At 71.2% G+C, this 16,308-nt stretch carries 15 protein-coding genes and 1 tRNA gene; 11 read left to right on the forward strand and 5 right to left on the reverse strand.

All coding sequences use genetic code 11. The features are described from left to right. Positions 1 to 46 precede the first annotated feature (46 nt). Positions 47 to 1,693, forward strand: coding sequence for an acetolactate synthase (locus tag ACWPOB_RS13665; RefSeq protein WP_100057948.1), 1,647 nt, complete (start codon positions 47 to 49; stop codon positions 1,691 to 1,693). Between the two features lie 320 nt (positions 1,694 to 2,013). After that, positions 2,014 to 2,346, forward strand: a complete 333-nt coding sequence (locus ACWPOB_RS13670) for a hypothetical protein (RefSeq protein ID WP_100057949.1) — start codon at positions 2,014 to 2,016, stop codon at positions 2,344 to 2,346. Between the two features lie 68 nt (positions 2,347 to 2,414). On the opposite strand, the gene ACWPOB_RS13675 is transcribed toward ACWPOB_RS13670, so the two are convergent. Next, positions 2,415 to 2,500, reverse strand: a tRNA-Leu gene (locus tag ACWPOB_RS13675). 138 nt (positions 2,501 to 2,638) lie between these two features. Here ACWPOB_RS13675 and ACWPOB_RS13680 point away from each other — a divergent pair. The 7 genes from ACWPOB_RS13680 to pknB all read left to right on the forward strand — a co-directional run bounded on the left by ACWPOB_RS13680 (position 2,639) and on the right by pknB (position 12,438). Continuing rightward, positions 2,639 to 4,000, forward strand: coding sequence for an FhaA domain-containing protein (locus ACWPOB_RS13680; RefSeq protein WP_455401161.1), 1,362 nt, complete (start codon positions 2,639 to 2,641; stop codon positions 3,998 to 4,000). A gap of 160 nt (positions 4,001 to 4,160) precedes the next feature. Beyond that, complete coding sequence (locus ACWPOB_RS13685; protein WP_006942182.1) at positions 4,161 to 4,625, forward strand: FHA domain-containing protein FhaB/FipA; 465 nt, start codon at positions 4,161 to 4,163, stop codon at positions 4,623 to 4,625. Continuing rightward, positions 4,622 to 6,073, forward strand: coding sequence for a PP2C family protein-serine/threonine phosphatase (locus ACWPOB_RS13690; protein WP_455401162.1), 1,452 nt, complete (start codon positions 4,622 to 4,624; stop codon positions 6,071 to 6,073). Before ACWPOB_RS13685 ends, ACWPOB_RS13690 begins: the two co-directional genes overlap by 4 nt. Then, the gene (locus ACWPOB_RS13695; RefSeq protein ID WP_455401163.1) at positions 6,073 to 7,524 is read left to right on the forward strand and encodes an FtsW/RodA/SpoVE family cell cycle protein; all 1,452 of its coding nucleotides are present in this window, start codon (positions 6,073 to 6,075) and stop codon (positions 7,522 to 7,524) included. Before ACWPOB_RS13690 ends, ACWPOB_RS13695 begins: the two co-directional genes overlap by 1 nt. Then, positions 7,521 to 9,005: a peptidoglycan D,D-transpeptidase FtsI family protein gene (locus ACWPOB_RS13700; RefSeq protein ID WP_100058523.1), complete on the forward strand. Its 1,485-nt coding sequence runs from the start codon at positions 7,521 to 7,523 to the stop codon at positions 9,003 to 9,005. The genes ACWPOB_RS13695 and ACWPOB_RS13700 overlap by 4 nt, the downstream gene beginning before the upstream one ends. A gap of 2 nt (positions 9,006 to 9,007) precedes the next feature. Then, entirely contained in the window at positions 9,008 to 10,528 is a 1,521-nt protein-coding gene (locus tag ACWPOB_RS13705) for a serine/threonine-protein kinase (RefSeq protein WP_455401164.1), read from the forward strand. Then, on the forward strand, positions 10,525 to 12,438 hold the full coding sequence (gene pknB, locus ACWPOB_RS13710) for a Stk1 family PASTA domain-containing Ser/Thr kinase (protein WP_100058593.1): 1,914 nt from the start codon (positions 10,525 to 10,527) through the stop codon (positions 12,436 to 12,438). The genes ACWPOB_RS13705 and pknB overlap by 4 nt, the downstream gene beginning before the upstream one ends. Before the next feature lie 36 nt (positions 12,439 to 12,474). On the opposite strand, the gene ACWPOB_RS13715 is transcribed toward pknB, so the two are convergent. Both ACWPOB_RS13715 and ACWPOB_RS13720 read right to left on the reverse strand, forming a co-directional pair. Beyond that, a complete protein-coding gene (locus ACWPOB_RS13715; RefSeq protein WP_100058592.1) occupies positions 12,475 to 13,137 on the reverse strand; it encodes an aminodeoxychorismate/anthranilate synthase component II in 663 nt (220 codons plus the stop codon). Between the two features lie 20 nt (positions 13,138 to 13,157). Beyond that, a complete protein-coding gene (locus tag ACWPOB_RS13720; RefSeq protein WP_455401165.1) occupies positions 13,158 to 13,883 on the reverse strand; it encodes a DUF881 domain-containing protein in 726 nt (241 codons plus the stop codon). A 114-nt stretch (positions 13,884 to 13,997) separates the two neighbouring features. On the opposite strand from ACWPOB_RS13720, the gene crgA reads away from it, so the two are divergent. Together crgA and ACWPOB_RS13730 are read left to right on the forward strand one after the other, a co-directional pair. After that, entirely contained in the window at positions 13,998 to 14,261 is a 264-nt protein-coding gene (gene crgA / locus ACWPOB_RS13725; RefSeq protein WP_006942200.1) for a cell division protein CrgA, read from the forward strand. A gap of 45 nt (positions 14,262 to 14,306) precedes the next feature. Next, a complete protein-coding gene (locus tag ACWPOB_RS13730; protein ID WP_455401166.1) occupies positions 14,307 to 14,777 on the forward strand; it encodes a PH domain-containing protein in 471 nt (156 codons plus the stop codon). On the opposite strand, the gene ACWPOB_RS13735 is transcribed toward ACWPOB_RS13730, so the two are convergent. Both ACWPOB_RS13735 and ACWPOB_RS13740 read right to left on the reverse strand, forming a co-directional pair. Next, the gene (locus ACWPOB_RS13735; protein ID WP_100058736.1) at positions 14,762 to 15,688 is read right to left on the reverse strand and encodes a rhomboid family intramembrane serine protease; all 927 of its coding nucleotides are present in this window, start codon (positions 15,686 to 15,688) and stop codon (positions 14,762 to 14,764) included. The two genes, ACWPOB_RS13730 and ACWPOB_RS13735, sit on opposite strands and share 16 nt — an antisense overlap. A gap of 19 nt (positions 15,689 to 15,707) precedes the next feature. Continuing rightward, positions 15,708 to 16,235 carry a peptidylprolyl isomerase gene (locus ACWPOB_RS13740; protein WP_006942206.1) on the reverse strand — a complete coding sequence of 176 codons (528 nt, stop codon included), beginning with the start codon at positions 16,233 to 16,235 and terminating at the stop codon, positions 15,708 to 15,710. Between the last annotated feature and the right edge of the window lie 73 nt (positions 16,236 to 16,308).

The following is a 16,308-nucleotide window of genomic DNA, read 5'->3' on the forward strand; positions in this document are numbered from 1 at the left end:
CCCGAACCCGCCCCACGGCACTGCACGCGGCCGTACCCTTCGCGCCATGAGCCCGGACCTCGAGGGGCACGGCGGCGATCACGCCGCGGCGGTGGCCCGCGCCCACGGTGTCGAGACGATGTTCACCCTCTCCGGCGCGCACGTGTTCCCGCTGTACGACGCCGCGGTCAAGGGTGAAGCACGCATGCGGCTCATCGACGTGCGCCACGAGCAGACCGCGGTGTTCGCCGCCGAGGCCACCGGCAAGCTCCTGCGGCATCCCGGGCTGGCCGTGCTCACCGCCGGGCCGGGCGTGACGAACGGCGTCAGTGCCGTCACCCAGGCGTACTTCGCGGGGTCGCCGCTGGTCGTGCTCGGCGGCCGCGCACCCAACGCCCGCTGGGGCACGGGCAGCCTGCAGGAACTCGACCAGCCGCCGCTGCTGTCCACCGTCACGAAGGTGTCCGAGACGGCGGCGACCGTGGCGCGCATCGGCCCGCTGGTCGACGAGGCGTTCACGGCGGCCCGCACGTCGCACCGGGGGCCGGCGTTCGTGGACGTGCCGATGGACGAACTGTTCGGCCGCGCCACCCTGCCGCGTCCGTCGCCGCCGGCTGCGGTCCGGCTCGAGCCCGACTCCGAGGCGCTGACGGAGATCGCCGCCCTGCTCGCCGAGGCACGGCGGCCGCTGCTGGTGCTGGGCACCGACGTGTGGGCCGATCACGCCGAGGAGGCGGCACTGCGGTTCGTCGACGAGGCCGGCATCCCGGTGATCACCAACGGCATGGGCCGCGGGGTGGTCCCGGGTGGGCATCCCCTGCTCGTCACCAAGGCCCGCGGCACCGCGGTGGGGGCCTGCGACCTGGCGATCGTCGTGGGCACGCCGCTGGACTTCCGCCTCGGCTACGGCCGGTTCGGTGGGCGCGACGGCGCGCCCGCGGCCCGAGTGGTGCACGTGGCCGACTCCCCCGGTCAGGTGTCGGCACACGCCGAACTCGCCGGCTCGGTGTCCGGCGACCTCACGGCGTGCCTCGACGGCATCCTCTCGGCGCTGTCCTCGCGCCCGGACACGGACGTCTGGGTGACCGGACTGCGCGACGAAGCAACAGCCGCCGCGGAGCGCGACGCCGCCCTGTTGGCCGCCGAGGCCGATCCGATCCACCCGGCCCGGATCTACGGTGAACTGCTGCCGCGGCTGGCCGACGACGCCGTGGTCATCGGCGACGGCGGCGACTTCGTGTCGTTCGCGGGCAAGTTCGTCGAGCCGAAGCGGCCCGGGCAGTGGCTCGATCCGGGGCCGTACGGATGTCTCGGCGCCGGCCTCGGCGCGGCCGTCGCGGCGCGGGTGGCGCGGCCGTCGAGTCAGGTGGTGCTGCTGCTCGGCGACGGTGCTGCCGGTCTGTCGCTGATGGACATCGACACCCTCGTGCGGCACGAGCTGCCCGTGGTGATCGTGGTGGGCAACAACTCGGCGTGGGGGCTCGAGAAGGGACCGATGCAGCTGCTGTACGGGTACGACGTGGCAGCCGACCTGGCGCCGGGCACGCGGTACGACCTGGTTGCGACCGCGCTCGGGGCGGGCGGTGAGCTGGTGACGGATCCGCGGGAGCTCGGTCCGGCGCTGGACCGGGCCTTCGCGTCCGGGGTGCCGTATCTGGTGAACGTGCTGACGGACGTCGCGGCGGCGTATCCGCGGGGCACCACAGGAATCTGAGAGCGGCCGGATCATCTAGCACGCGAACGTAACAACCCCATAAATAACAACTGACCGCAGCGATTAAATCAACTGCGGTCAGCGGTATCGAAAGGGTAACAGGGGGTGGTTAGGGTACGGAAACAAAAGTTCCGTGAAGTGAGTCACATCAGGTTTGGCCCTGTTCAGCCCCGGGAACCGTCCCCGGATGCGGTTACACGGAGATGTCCGTCACGCAGAAACTGATTGAACACTCAACTATCTGGGAAAATGTCCCGAGTCGGGCAAAACAGTCCGTGCATCCTGCATGTAGGACGCAGGTACGTGCCAGACTGCTCGCCATGAGCACGACCCGCATGGCAACCCGCACGACCGCCCGGCCCGCGCGAGGGGGCGCGACGAACCTCGTCGACCTCGCGGCGGCCGCCGACGAGCACGCCGTCGCCGACGCCCATCAGGGCCAGGTGTTCCTCGGCATCCTCCACCGCGAGAACGACAGCGTCGCCGCGGCACTCACGACCGCCGAGACCTGCGCGCGGATCGAACGCGGCAGCGGCTCCGTCGCCGCCGCACAGCGATACGAGGCGGAGGCCCGGCGGCTGCGCGAGACCCAGCGGGAGCTGCACTGCATGATCGCGAACCTGCGGACGCGCTTCGCGGCGTCCGGCTCGTGAGCGGACGCGCCGAGCGACCGGACAACGACTCGGGCCCCCGATCCGTGTGGATCGGGGGCCCGAGGTGATGGTGGGCGAAGGGGGACTTGAACCCCCACGTCCCGAAGGACACTGGCACCTGAAGCCAGCGCGTCTGCCATTCCGCCACTCGCCCGAGCGACTGGAGAACAGTAACACACCCTCCCGCCGAACAACGATTCGCCTGTACAGAGGTCCTTTGCCGGCGCTGCACCGGCCCGCCGGGGCAGGGCCGCCCCCTCCACCGGGCCGGATCGGACGAAAAGTCGATACCATGCAGAAGCGAGCTCTGCATTGCGACACGCAGACCGGAAAGGGGGTCGCCGTGGGTATCGCGCAGCGATTCGAGCGCAAGCTGCAGGCTGCCGTCAGCGACGTGTTCGCGCGCGTCTTCGGTGGCGGTGTAGTTCCGCAGGAAGTGGAGGCCGCGCTCCAGCGCGAGGCCACCGACGGCGTCCAGCAGCTCGACCGGGGCCACATGCTGGCTCCCAACCGGTACGTGATCACGATCAGCGAATCCGATCACGAAGCCCTCGCCGCGGATCGGGACTTGACGGTGAAGGCGTTCGCGCGTCACCTTGAGGACTTCATCCGCGAGCAGGGGTGGCAGACCTACGGTCAGATCCAGGTCGCATTCGAGTCGTCGGCGGCACTGCACACCGGGCAGTTCCGCACGCACGGGTCGGTCGACCCCGACGTCGGGCGCTCACCGGTGCGCGCCCCGGCCTCGCGGACACCGCACAACCGTTCAACCGTGACCCCCGACCCAGGAGTTGGCTCGATGACGCAGAATCCAGGCTACGACCCAAGCCGTGACCCCGCCGAGAGCGCCGAACCGCAGTACGCGCGGAACGGTCACGCGCACGTAGGCCAGGATCAGCGCTACCAGCAGGGCCAGCGGAACGGCGGGGCGTACCCCGCCGCGCAGGCGCCCTACGGCGGCGAGCAGCAGGGCGGTTACGACGCCGGCGGCTACGACCAGCAGGACTACGGCCGGGCCGGCGGCCACGAGGACCGGGGCTACGGCGAGGAGCGGGGATACGGCGGCCACTCCGGACAGGCGTACAGCCAGGACTACGGGCGCGACTACTCCCCGCAGTACCCGTCGCAGCAGGCCTACGGCGACGACCGCTACCAGGGCGGGTACGGCCAGCCCGGCGGCTACGACCAGGGCTACGCCGACCAGGGTTACGGCCAGCAGGGCTACGCCGGACAGGGCTACCCCGACCAGGGCTACGCGGATCAGGGTTACGGCCAGCAGGCCTACCCAGACCAGGGCTACGCGGATCAGGGCTATGCGGATCAGGGCTACGGCGCCGGCGCGTACCAGCCGCCGCAGGCCGGCCGGGTGCTGACCGCGACGCTCCAGCTCGAGGACGGCAGCGGGCGCTACTACCAGCTCCGGGAGGGCAGCAACATCGTCGGACGCGGGCAGGACGCCCAGTTCCGGCTGCCGGACACCGGTGTCTCCCGGCGCCACATCGACATTCGCTGGGACGGGCAGGTGGCCATGCTCTCGGATCTCGGTTCGACCAACGGCACCACCGTCAACGGTGCGCCCGTGCAGGACTGGCAGCTCGCCGACGGCGACGTGGTCCGGGCGGGACACTCGGAGATCCTGGTGCGCATTCTCTGAGCGCCGGGGACCGAGACCCGATCGGAACCGGCACGAGACCCATCCGACGCGTCGGCAACGCGCCGGACGATGCGTCTCGTCGCCCGGGGTCCGTATTGTGGGTGACCGCAGCGCACCGGACGACACCGCACCGGGCCGATACGCAGAAGGAGGGCGAGCCGTGCAGGGGCTGATTCTGCAGCTGACCCGGGCGGGGTTCCTGCTCCTGCTGTGGTTGTTCATCTGGGCGATCCTGCGCACGCTGCGGTCGGACATCTACGCCGGTGCCGCGCGTCCGGTCCCGCGTTACTCGCCGCGCAACCAGTCGGTGCTGCCTTCGCTGGGCCGCGGCAAGTCCGCGAAGTTCCTGGTGGTGACCCAGGGCGCGCTCGCGGGCACCCGCATCACGCTCGGCACCCAACCGGTCCTGATCGGCCGGGCCGACGACTCGACCCTCGTCCTCACCGACGACTACGCGTCCACCCGGCACGCCCGCCTGTCGCCGCGTGGGTCGGACTGGTACGTCGAGGACCTGGGGTCGACCAACGGCACGTACCTGGACCGTGCCAAGGTCACCACCGCCGTCCGCGTACCCCTGGGCACTCCTGTCCGGGTCGGGAAGACCGTGATCGAGCTGCGCCCGTGACCCTCGTACTGCGTTACGCCGCCCGTAGCGACCGCGGCTTGGTTCGTTCCAACAACGAAGATTCCGTGTACGCGGGGGCCCGCCTGCTCGCCCTCGCCGACGGAATGGGTGGCCACGCCGCCGGCGAGGTCGCCTCGCAGCTGATGATCGCGGCGCTCGCCCACCTCGACGACGACGAACCCGGCGGGGACCTGCTCGGCAAGCTCGCCGCCGCCGTGCGCGAGGGCAACGCCGCCATCGCCGATCAGGTCGAGGAGGAACCCGAACTCGACGGCATGGGCACCACGCTCACCGCCATCCTCTTCGCCGGCAGCAAGCTCGGCCTCGCCCACATCGGCGATTCGCGCGCCTACCTGCTGCGCGACGGCCAGCTCACCCAGATCACCCGCGACGACACCTTCGTGCAGTCCCTCGTCGACGAGGGCCGCATCACGCCCGAGCAGGCGCACAGCCACCCGCAGCGGTCGCTGATCATGCGCGCCCTCACCGGCAGCGAGGTCGAACCGACGCTCACCGTGCGCGAGGCGCGCGCCGGCGACCGCTACCTCATCTGCTCCGACGGCCTGTCCGACGTCGTCAGCGACGAGACCATCGCCAACACCCTGAGCGAGGGCACGCAGGACGAGTGCGCCGACCGGCTCATCGAACTCGCCCTGCGCAGCGGCGGCCCCGACAATGTCACCGTCGTCGTCGCCGACGTCATCGACCTCGACTACGGCCAGAGCCACCCGATCGTCGCCGGCGCCGCGTCCGGGGACGACGAGGACACCCCGCCGCCCAACACTGCCGCGGGCCGCGCCGCCGCGATGCGTCCGCCGCGGGCCACGCCCAAGCGCGTCGTCGTGCAGAACGAGCCCGAGCCCAAGCGCAAGCGCAGCCGGATGTGGTTCCCGCTCGTCGCGATCGTGGTGCTCGGACTGCTCGTCGCCGGGGCCGCCGTGGGCCGCACGATGATCCGCAGCTACTACTACGTCGGCGACGAGGACGGCCGCGTCACGGTGCTGCGCGGCGTGCCCGGCAACATCCTCGGCTACTCGCTGCAGGAACAGTCCCTCGTCGGCTGTCTCGCCGACGACGGAACCTTGACCCTGACCTCCCCGCAGGAGGCCGACTGCCGCGTCATGCTGGTCGACGACCTGCAGCCGGCCGCCCGCGAGCAGGTGCGGGCGGGCCTGCCCTCCGGATCCCTCGACGACGCGCGCACCCAGATGAACCGCCTCGCCGAGAACGACCTGCTCCCGGTGTGCGTCGAGGAACAGCCGGCGCCCGCACCGGCTCCGGCTCCGGCGCCCGAACCGGCGCCCGCACCGGCCCCGACGACCCCGCCGGCAGCTCCCGCGTCGGAGCCCGCACCCGCCGCGGCACCGGCCCCCGCACCGACCCCGACGCCCGAGCCGACGCCGGCGGTTCCGCAGGTGCCGGGCCAGAACTGCCGGGTGGGCGCCTGATGTCGGTGTCCCACGCACCCGGAGCCTCCTTCCCCAGTCCTCCCGGAGGTTTCGCCCCGGCTCCCGTCGTGTCCACGCGGCGGGGCACGGAGCTGCTGCTCATCGTCGCCGCCATCGCGATCACCACGGTGTCGCTGATGCTGGTCGAGGCGAGCCAGGAACAGACCGTGACCCTGGATCTGGCCAAGTACGGGCTGACGTACGCGGTGCTGTTCCTCGCCGCGCACCTGGCGGTGCGCCGGTTCGCGCCGTACGCCGACCCGCTGTTGCTCCCGATCGTCGCGCTGCTCAACGGCCTCGGACTGGTGCTGATCCACCGGCTCGACCTCGCCGACGAGGAGAACGCGCTCTACCTCGGTCAGCCGATCCCCTCCCCCGACGCCAACCAGCAGGTGCTGTGGACGGCGCTCGCCATCGCCGGCTTCGTCGCGGTCCTCGCGCTGCTGCACGACTACCGGCTCCTCGCCCGGTTCAGCTACACGCTGGGCCTGATCGGCCTCGTCGCCCTCGCCGTCCCGGCCCTGCTGCCGTCCCGCTTCTCCGAGGTCAACGGCGCCAAGATCTGGATCCGGCTGCCCGGGTTCAGCATCCAGCCCGGCGAGTTCGCCAAGATCCTGCTCATCATCTTCTTCGCCTCCGTGCTGGTGGCGAAGCGCGACCTGTTCACCACCGCCGGCAAACACGTGCTCGGCATGGACTTCCCCCGCGCCCGCGACCTGGGCCCGATCCTGGCCGCGTGGATCCTCTCGATCGGCGTCATGGTGTTCGAGAAGGACCTCGGCACGTCGCTGCTGCTGTTCGGCACGGTGCTGGTGATGCTGTACATCGCGACCGAGCGGGTGGGCTGGCTGCTCATCGGCGGTGCCCTGCTCGTCGTCGGCTTCTACTTCGCGTACCAGATGTTCGGGCACGTGCGGGTGCGGGTGGAGACCTGGCTCGACCCGCTGGCCGACTACAACAACACCGGCTACCAGATCTCGCAGTCGCTGTTCGGTCTCGCCACCGGCGGCGTCGCCGGCACCGGGCTCGGCAGCGGACGGCCCGCGCAGGTGCCGTTCGCCAAGACCGACTTCATCGTCGCCGCGATCGGTGAGGAACTCGGGCTCATCGGCCTCAGCGCCATCCTCGTCCTGTTCCTGATCCTGATCATTCGGGGATTGCGCACCGCGATCGCCGTCCGTGACAGCTTCGGCAAGCTGCTGGCAGCCGGCCTGTCGTTCACCATCGCGATCCAGCTGTTCGTCGTCGTCGGCGGCGTCACCAAGCTGATCCCCCTCACCGGTCTCACCACGCCGTTCATGTCCTACGGCGGCTCGTCGCTGCTGGCGAACTACCTCCTGCTGGCACTGCTGGTGAAGATCTCCAACGCGGCCCGCGAACCCGCCGCACCACGCAAGAAGGCACCGCCACCGATCGCGGACGCGCCGACGGAAATGCTGGGGCGCGGATGAACGCACCGCTCCGCAAGGTCGCGATGGCGGTGATGTTCATGGTCGTCGCGCTGCTCGCAAACGCCACCTACGTGCAGGTCATCAAGGCCGACGACCTGCGCACCGACCCGCGCAACTCCCGGGTGCTCATCGACGAGTACTCACGCCAGCGCGGCCAGATCTCCGCGAGCGGACAGGTCCTGGCGGTGTCGGTCCCCACCGACAGCCGCTACAAGTACCTGCGCACGTACCCGGCCGCACCCGAACAGCCGATGAGCCCGCTCGCCTATGCACCCGTGACCGGGTTCTACTCGATGCAGTACGGCAGTACCGGGCTCGAGCGCACCGAGGACGAGGTCCTCAACGGCTCCGACAACCGACTGTTCGGCCGGCGCTTCTTCGATCTGGTCTCCGGGCGGGACCCGCGCGGCGGGAACGTGGTCACCACCGTCGACCCGGTCATGCAGCAGGTGGCCTACGACGAGCTCACCTCCAAGGGCTACACCGGCTCGGTCGTGGCCATCGAACCGAGCACCGGCCGCATCCTGGCGATGGTGAGCACCCCGAGCTACGACCCCAACCGGCTCTCGGGTCACGACGGCGCCGCCACCTCGCAGGCGTGGGAGGAACTCAACGCCGACCCCGACAAGCCCATGCTCAACCGCGCCATCTCGCAGACCTACCCGCCCGGCTCGACGTTCAAGGTCGTGGTGACCGCCGCGGCCCTCGCTGCGGGCACCACCCCCGACGACCAGTTCACCGCCGCGCCGAACATCACCCTCCCCGACACCGCGACCACGCTGGAGAACTACGGCGGCGCGACGTGCGGCGGCGGCCCCACCGCCACCCTGCGCGAGGCCTTCGCCCGCTCCTGCAACACCGCCTTCGTCGAGATGGGCCTGAAGACCGGCAAGGACGCCCTCGCCGAACAGGCCGAGGCGCTGGGCATCGGCGAGTCCGTGGACATCCCCGTCCCCGTCGCGGCGAGCACGATCGGGCCGATCCCCGACGGCGCCGCGCTCGGCCAGTCGAGCATCGGTCAGCGTGACGTCGCGCTCACCCCGCTGCAGAGCGCCGTGATTGCCGCCACAGTCGCCAACGGCGGCGTCCGGATGCAGCCGCATCTGGTGTCGCAGTTGCAGTCGCCGGACCTGTCGGTGCTGGCGGAGACCACGCCGGTCTCGGCGGGACAGGCGATGTCGCCGCAGGTCGCGGCCACCCTGACCGACCTGATGATCGGATCCGAGAACTTCTCCGGCGGCGAGGGGAAGATCCCGGGGGTCCAGATCGCGTCGAAGACCGGTACCGCCGAGCACGGCGACGACCCCCGTAACACTCCCCCGCACACGTGGTATATCGCCTTTGCGCCCGCCCAGCAGCCGACAGTTGCCGTGGCGGTCATCGTGGAAGACGGTGGCGACCGCGCACTCGCCGCCACGGGAGGCTCGGTTGCCGCGCCGATCGGACGTGCCGTGATCGCGGCGGGAATGCAGAGAGGCTGATTATGGCTTTGCACAGCGGCGCCATGATCGCCGACCGTTACCGGCTGCAACGGCTCATCGCCACCGGCGGCATGGGACAGGTGTGGGAGGGGCTCGACACCCGTCTCGACCGCCGGGTGGCGGTGAAGGTCCTCAAGGCCGAGCTCTCCGGCGACGCCGACTTCCTGACCCGCTTCCGGTTCGAGGCCCGCACCACCGCACAGCTCAATCACCCCGGCATCGCCGGCGTGTTCGACTACGGCGAGACCACCGACGCCGAGGGCCAGTCCATCGCGTACCTGGTGATGGAACTCGTGCACGGCGAGCCCCTCAACGCCGTCCTCGCCCGGGTGGGCCGCCTGTCGCTGCCGCACACCCTGGACATGCTCGAGCAGACCGGGCGGGCGCTGCAGGCTGCCCACGACGCCGGAGTCGTGCACCGCGACGTCAAACCCGGGAACATCCTCATCACCCCCACCGGCCAGGTGAAGATCACCGACTTCGGCATCGCCAAGGCCGTCGACGCGTCGCCGGTGACGCGCACCGGCATGGTCATGGGCACCGCTCAGTACATCGCGCCCGAGCAGGCTCTCGGCCAGGAGGCGACGTCGGCGAGCGACGTGTATTCGCTCGGCGTCGTCGGGTACGAGGCCCTCGCCGGCCGGCGACCGTTCCTCGGCGACAGCGTCGTCACCGTCGCGATGAAGCACGTGCAGGAGACGCCCGCGCCGCTGCCCACCGACCTGCCGGCGGGGGTGCGTGAGCTCATCGAGATCGCCATGACGAAGGATCCGGCGTACCGGTACACCAGCGGCGGCGAGTTCGCCGACGCCGTCTCCGCGGTGCGCGCCGGCCGGCCGGTGCCGCCGCCGGGCAACGTGCCGCCGGTCACCGGTGCCACGCGGATCCTGCCGCCCGGGGTGCCGGGCACCACCGCGCCCACCGCCGCGACCCGCGCGCTCGGTCCGACCCCGCCTCCGCCGTCGCGGCCGTACTACGCCCCGACGTACGCGAACGGCGGCGACCGGCCGCCCACCGGACCCACCCCGTCCGGCGACAAGCGCTCCCCCAGCCCGAAGACCCTCGCCTGGGCGGCCGGGGCGGCGGTGGCCCTGGCGCTCGTCGCGTTGGCGCTGGTGCTGCTGGGCGGCGACAATTCGGGTGACGCGGGCCCCGCGCGGTCCACGACGACCACGCAGGCCCCGGCGACCACCACCCGCGCCACGACGACCACGCGGCCGCCGCGGACCACCACCGCGACGGAGGAACCGACCACCACGGCTCCTCCCACCACGACGCAGGCGCCCACCACGACCCCCGAGCCGACGACGACCACTCCGCCGCCGACCACGACGGAGGCGCCGACGACCACCACGGCGCCGACCACGACGACGGCCACGACGACCACTGCCGCCACCACCACGACGGCCGAGACGACCACCACCACGGTCTCGTTGCCGGAGGACGGCGACGGTGGTCTCGAACCCGGAGCCATAGACAACCCGTTCACCCCGATCGAGCCAGTCACCCGAGGACAGTCATGACCACACCCCGCAAGCTCTCTTCCCGCTACGAGTTGGGTGAGATCCTCGGCTTCGGTGGCATGTCGGAGGTGCACCTGGCCCGGGATCTGCGGCTCGACCGCGACGTGGCGATCAAGGTGCTGCGCGCCGACCTCGCCCGCGACCCCACGTTCTATCTCCGGTTCCGCCGCGAAGCCCAGAACGCGGCCGCGCTGAACCACCCGGCGATCGTCGCCGTGTACGACACCGGCGAGGCGGAGACCGAGGCCGGCCCGCTGCCGTACATCGTCATGGAGTACGTCGAGGGCGATACGCTGCGCGACATCGTGCGCTCCCAGGGGCCGATGACCCCGAAGCGGGCCATGGAGGTCGTGGCCGACGTGTGCGCCGCCCTGGACTTCAGCCACCGCAACATGATCGTCCACCGCGACGTCAAGCCCGCGAACGTCATGATCACCCGTTCCGGCGCGGTCAAGGTGATGGACTTCGGCATCGCCCGGGCCATCTCGGACGCCGCGAGCCCGATGACGCAGACGGCCGCGGTGATCGGCACCGCCCAGTACCTGTCGCCGGAGCAGGCCCGCGGCGAGCAGGTCGACGCCCGCTCCGACGTGTACTCGGTGGGCTGTGTGCTGTTCGAGATCCTCACCGGCAAGCCGCCGTTCCAGGGCGACTCCCCGGTGGCCGTCGCGTACCAGCATGTCCGTGAGGATCCGCCGCTGCCGTCGTCGGTGAACTCCGCCGTCCCGCCGGAGCTGAACTCGGTGATCCTCAAGGCGATGGCGAAGAACCCCGCCAACCGCTACCAGAGCGCCGCCGAGATGCGCAGCGACCTGATCCGCGTGCTCAGCGGCCAGAAGCCCAGCGCGCCGATGGTGATGACCGACGAGGACCGCACCACCATCCTCGGGGCCGTCGACGGCGCCGGGACACCGCGCAACGGCGCGGACCGCGGGGCCGCCGGAGTCGTCGCGGGTGGGACTGCGGCCGCGCCGCAGCGTTCCCGGGCACTGCGCAACACGCTGCTGGGCCTGGCCGCGGTCGTGATCGTCGGCATCGTCGGCGTGTTCCTGTGGACCTCGGGCCCCGGCTCGAGCGCCGCGCAGATCCCCGTCCCCGACGTGCGCAACCTCGCCGCGGAGATCGCGGAGAGCAGGCTGCAGGATGCCGGGTTCGAGGTGTCGGTGCAGATGAAGCCCGACGCGGTGGTCGCCAGCGGCAACGTCGTCAACACCCGGCCGGTCGCCGGGGTCCAGGCCGAGGAGGGCAGCACCGTCACGCTCGAGGTCTCGAGCGGGCCCGAACAGGTGCAGATCCCGCGGCTCGCGGGCATGAACCAGCAGGAGGCGCTGCAGACACTGGCCGAGGCCGGGCTGCGGCTCGATCCGAATGTGGCGCGGGCGCCGTCGTCGGCGGCCGAACGCGACACGGTCGTCGACCAGAGTCCCGCCGCGGGAGCGGACGCCGACCGCGACAGCGCGGTGAGCGTGACGCTCGGCAGCGGTCCCGAGCAGATCCGCGTGCCCAACGTCGTGGGTCAGGCCACCGAGGTGGCTCGCGACAACATCGAGGCCGCGGGCTTCACCGTCGTGGTCGACGAGATCGACTCGAGCCAGCCGGCCGGGACGGTCGTGTCGAGCAGCCCGGCAGGCGGAACCAGCGCGACGAAGGGCGACACGGTCACCATCCAGGTGTCCAACGGGAATCGCATCGAGATGCCGGCGTTGACGAACAGGACGGTGTCCGAGGCGCTGACGGCGCTGCGGGCGGCCGGCTGGACGGGTTCGCCGGCGCAGCTCGTGCAGAACCGTGAGGCCACCCTCGACCCGGAGCTCGTGGGCAAGGTCATCGCCCAGCAGCAGCCCCCGGGGTCGGAGATCTCCAAGTCGGAGACCATCACCGTGGGTGTGGGCGTGCTGGGTATCCGCTGAGCTGCGCTCCGGATGTCGGTCCGCGAAGCGGACGGCTCAGGCGGCGCCGCCCGCGAGCGCCTTCGCCATCTCCGCCTCCAGCCGGGCCACCAGCTGCTCGTCCGGCGCCTCGCCGCACACGGCCAGCCAGTTCGCCAGCATCCGGTGACCGCCCTGGGTGAGGACCGACTCGGGGTGGAACTGGACGCCATGGATCGGCAGCTCGCGATGCCGCAGGGCCATGACGATGCCGCTCTCGGTGTACCCGGTCGGCACGAGCTCGTCGGGCATCGTCTGCGGTAGCACCGTGAGCGAGTGGTAGCGCGTCGCGGTGAACGGATCCGGCAGGCCGGCCAGCACACCGGTGCCGTCGTGCCACACCGAGCTGGTCTTGCCGTGCAGCAGCTCCGGGGCACGGTCGACGGTCGCGCCGAAGGCGGCACCGATCGCCTGATGGCCCAGGCAGACGCCGAGCAGCGGTGTGCTCGCGTCGGCGCAGGCACGCACGAGGTCCATGCTGGCGCCGGCCCGCTGCGGGGTGCCCGGACCGGGGCTGAGGAGGATCCCGTCGAACTCGGCCGCGATCCGGTCCGCGGCGCCGGGGCCGGTGAGTCGCTCGTCGTCGTTGCGCCACACCTCGGCCCGGGTACCGAGCTGCCCCAGGTACTGCACGAGGTTGAAGACGAAGCTGTCGTAGTTGTCGACGACGAGGATGCGCATGCGGAAAGGGTACCGACCCGTCAGCGCAGCGTCGTTCCGCCCGTGTAGGCGGGTACCGACAGGGAATCGGACGCCTGCTGCGTGTAGCCCAGCCCGTAGCGGGCCGCGTACTGCTTGTACACGCGGATGCCCGGCTCGGCGGCCAGCGCCGCCTCGAGCCGTGCGGGGTCGCCCAGCGCGGTGATCACGTACGGCGGGGAGTACGTGCGGCCGTGCAGCAGCAGGGTGTTGCCGATGCAGCGCGGCGCCGACGTCGCGACGATCCGCTGATCCTGCATGGCGATCGCCTCCGCCCCGCCGGCCCACATCGCGTTGAGCACGCTCTGCACGTCCTGCTGGTGCACCACGAGATCGTCGGGCGACGCGTCCGCCGGATACCGGCCGTCGGCGCCGCGCGGGGCATCGGTGAGGCTGACGGTGACCCCCGGGCCACGGCGTGCGGTCAGCCCGGCCGGGTCCTCGAGGGCGGCGGTGTCGGCGAGCACCGCGGCGACGTCGTCGTCGGTGGCCGCGGCCTGCGCCTGCAGCTCGGCGACGCGTCCCGCGAGGTCGTCGCGGGTGGCGGCGAGCTCATCGGCCTTGGCCTGCGCCGCCCGCACGAGATCGGACAGCCGCGCGGAGTCGCTCACGCGCAGTTCCGCACCGTCGGAGACCCCGCGGGTGGTGCCGAGCAGCAACCCGGCGAGCAGGCACACGGCCAGCGCGGCGGCAGTCCACCCGAGCGCGCGGGCCCGGCCGTCCGACACGTGGACCCTCCGTTCCGGATTCTGCGTTAGCGTGTACTCACACTGGCAGTACACATCAGGTAGCTGCCCAACCTACCTGTCCGCCCCGCGCGGTACCGCACGAACGAGGACGTCATGCCCAAGTCGAAGGTCCGGAAGAAGACCGACTACACGATCAACCCGGTGAGCCGAACCCCCGTGAAGGTGAAGGCGGGCCCGTCGAGCACCTGGTACGTCGCGCTGATGCTCGGCTTCATGCTCGTCGGCCTGGCCTGGCTGGTGGTGTACTACCTCGCGGCCGAGCAGATCTCGTGGATGAACGACCTCGGTGCGTACAACTTCCTCATCGGCTTCGGGTTCATGATCGTCGGCCTGATCATGACCATGAGATGGCGGTGAGGTTACAGGGATGTAGTTCATCCCCACCTGTGGACAAACCTGTGGATGAACTGGGGAAAGCTCCCCGTGGCGACTGAACCGCTCCGCTGGTCCACACCCCCGCTCGCGATCGCCGCGCTCACGGCGGGCGGAATCGTGCTCGCCGTCGCCGCGGCAACGACGGCCGATGCCGCCGGTCGCACGCTCGTCGGGCTCGCGGCCGTGGTGGCGTTCGCGGTCGCGGCCCTCGCGGCCCGTCAGCGCCCGCGGCTCGAGGTGCTTCCGGACGGCGCCGGGCTGGCCGTCACCCGTCTGTCGGGACGACACGAGCTGCCCCGCGCGTCCCTGATGCGGGTGCGGATCGTCGCGTATCCGCGGCTCGGCCGTCGCGTGCCGATGCTGGAGATCGACGTGCGCGATCCCCGCGGCGACGAGCAACTGCTGATCTTCGGGCGCTGGGACCTCGGCACCGACCCCCGCACGGTGTACGACGCGCTCGCGGTGCGGGGGCTGGCGCCGGATCAGACGCCGAGCTGAGCCCGCAGGCGCAGGACCGCCAGTACGAGGACCAGCACGGTGACCACCGTGACGGCTGCCAGCGCGAGCCAGCCCGTCCGGACGAAGCGGGCACGGTCGTCGCCCGCGCCCAGCGCCCGCGGCGCGAACAACAGCGCCGCCGTCGCCGCCGCACCCGCGGCCAGGCCGCCGAGGTGTCCCCACAGGGAGATGCCCGGGATGGTGATGCTGATGACGACGTTGAGGACGACGATCATCAGCACCGGCGCGGGGCTGCGCCGCAGCCGCATCAGGATCACCGCCTGCGCGCCCAGCAGGCCGAACACGGCGCCGGAGGCACCGGCGGTCACGGCGTCGGTCTGGAGCAGCATCACCGCGGCGGAACCGCCGAGGATGGACACCAGGTATACGGCCAGGTACCGGAGCCGGCCGAGGACGAGTTCGGTGTCACGCCCGATCACGTACAGCGCGAACATATTGACCGCGAGGTGCAGCACACCGAAGTGCAGGAACCCGCTGCCGAGCACGCGGATGTACTCGTCGCGCACCGCGATCATCGGCGGCCACAGCGCCCACTCGAAGAACAGGCTCGACGAGCGCTCGTTGTTCATCACGCTGCCGGACTGGGCGGCGGTGATCGCGAAGATCGCGGTGTTCAGCGCGATCAGGATGTACGTCACGAGGGGGGTGTTCGTCTGCGCCCGCATGGGCGCCCCCGCGACGGTGCGGGCCTGCGGGACATCGCGCTGGGCGGCCACGACGCAGTCGACGCATTGCTGACCGACCGCGGCGGGCCGCAGGCAGTCGGGGCAGGCCGGTCGCCCGCATCGGCTGCACGAGAGCAGGGTCGGGCGATCGGGATGCCGGACGCACCGCGGCTGGGGCGGGTGGCCGCCCCCGCCGGCCGCGTGGCCCCAGCCGGGGTTCGTCATATCGGTCTCTTCCGGAGATTCAGGAGATGGTGATGCTCTCGATGACGACGGGCTCGACCGGGCGGTCCGCGCGGTCCGTCGCCGTCGTGGCGATCGCGTCGACGACCTTCTTCGACGCCTCGTCGGCGACCTCACCGAAGATGGTGTGGCGCCGGTTCAGGTGCGGGGTCGGCCCGACGGTGATGAAGAACTGCGAACCGTTGGTGCCCGGGCCGGCGTTGGCCATGGCCAGCAGGTAGCTGCGGTCGAACTGCAGCTCGGGGTGGAACTCGTCGGCGAACTGGTAGCCCGGGCCGCCACGACCGGTGCCGGTCGGGTCGCCGCCCTGGATCATGAAGCCGTCGATGACGCGGTGGAAAACCGCACCGTCGTAGAACGGGCCACTGGTCTCCCCCTTGGCGTTCTGGGTCTTGTACTCCTTGGTGCCGTTCGCGAGGCCGACGAAGTTCTCGACAGTCTTCGGAGCGTGGTTGCCGAAGAGCGAGATCACGATGTCGCCGCGGTTGGTGTGCAGAGTCGCGGTTGCGGTCTTTTGAGGTGAAGTCACCCCTCCATCGTGCCATCCGGGTCTGCGACACCGGGGCGGTCCGTCTCGCGAACCCCGGCCGCGGGGGTCCGCT

It is taken from the genome of Rhodococcus sp. 2H158 (assembly GCF_053764755.1).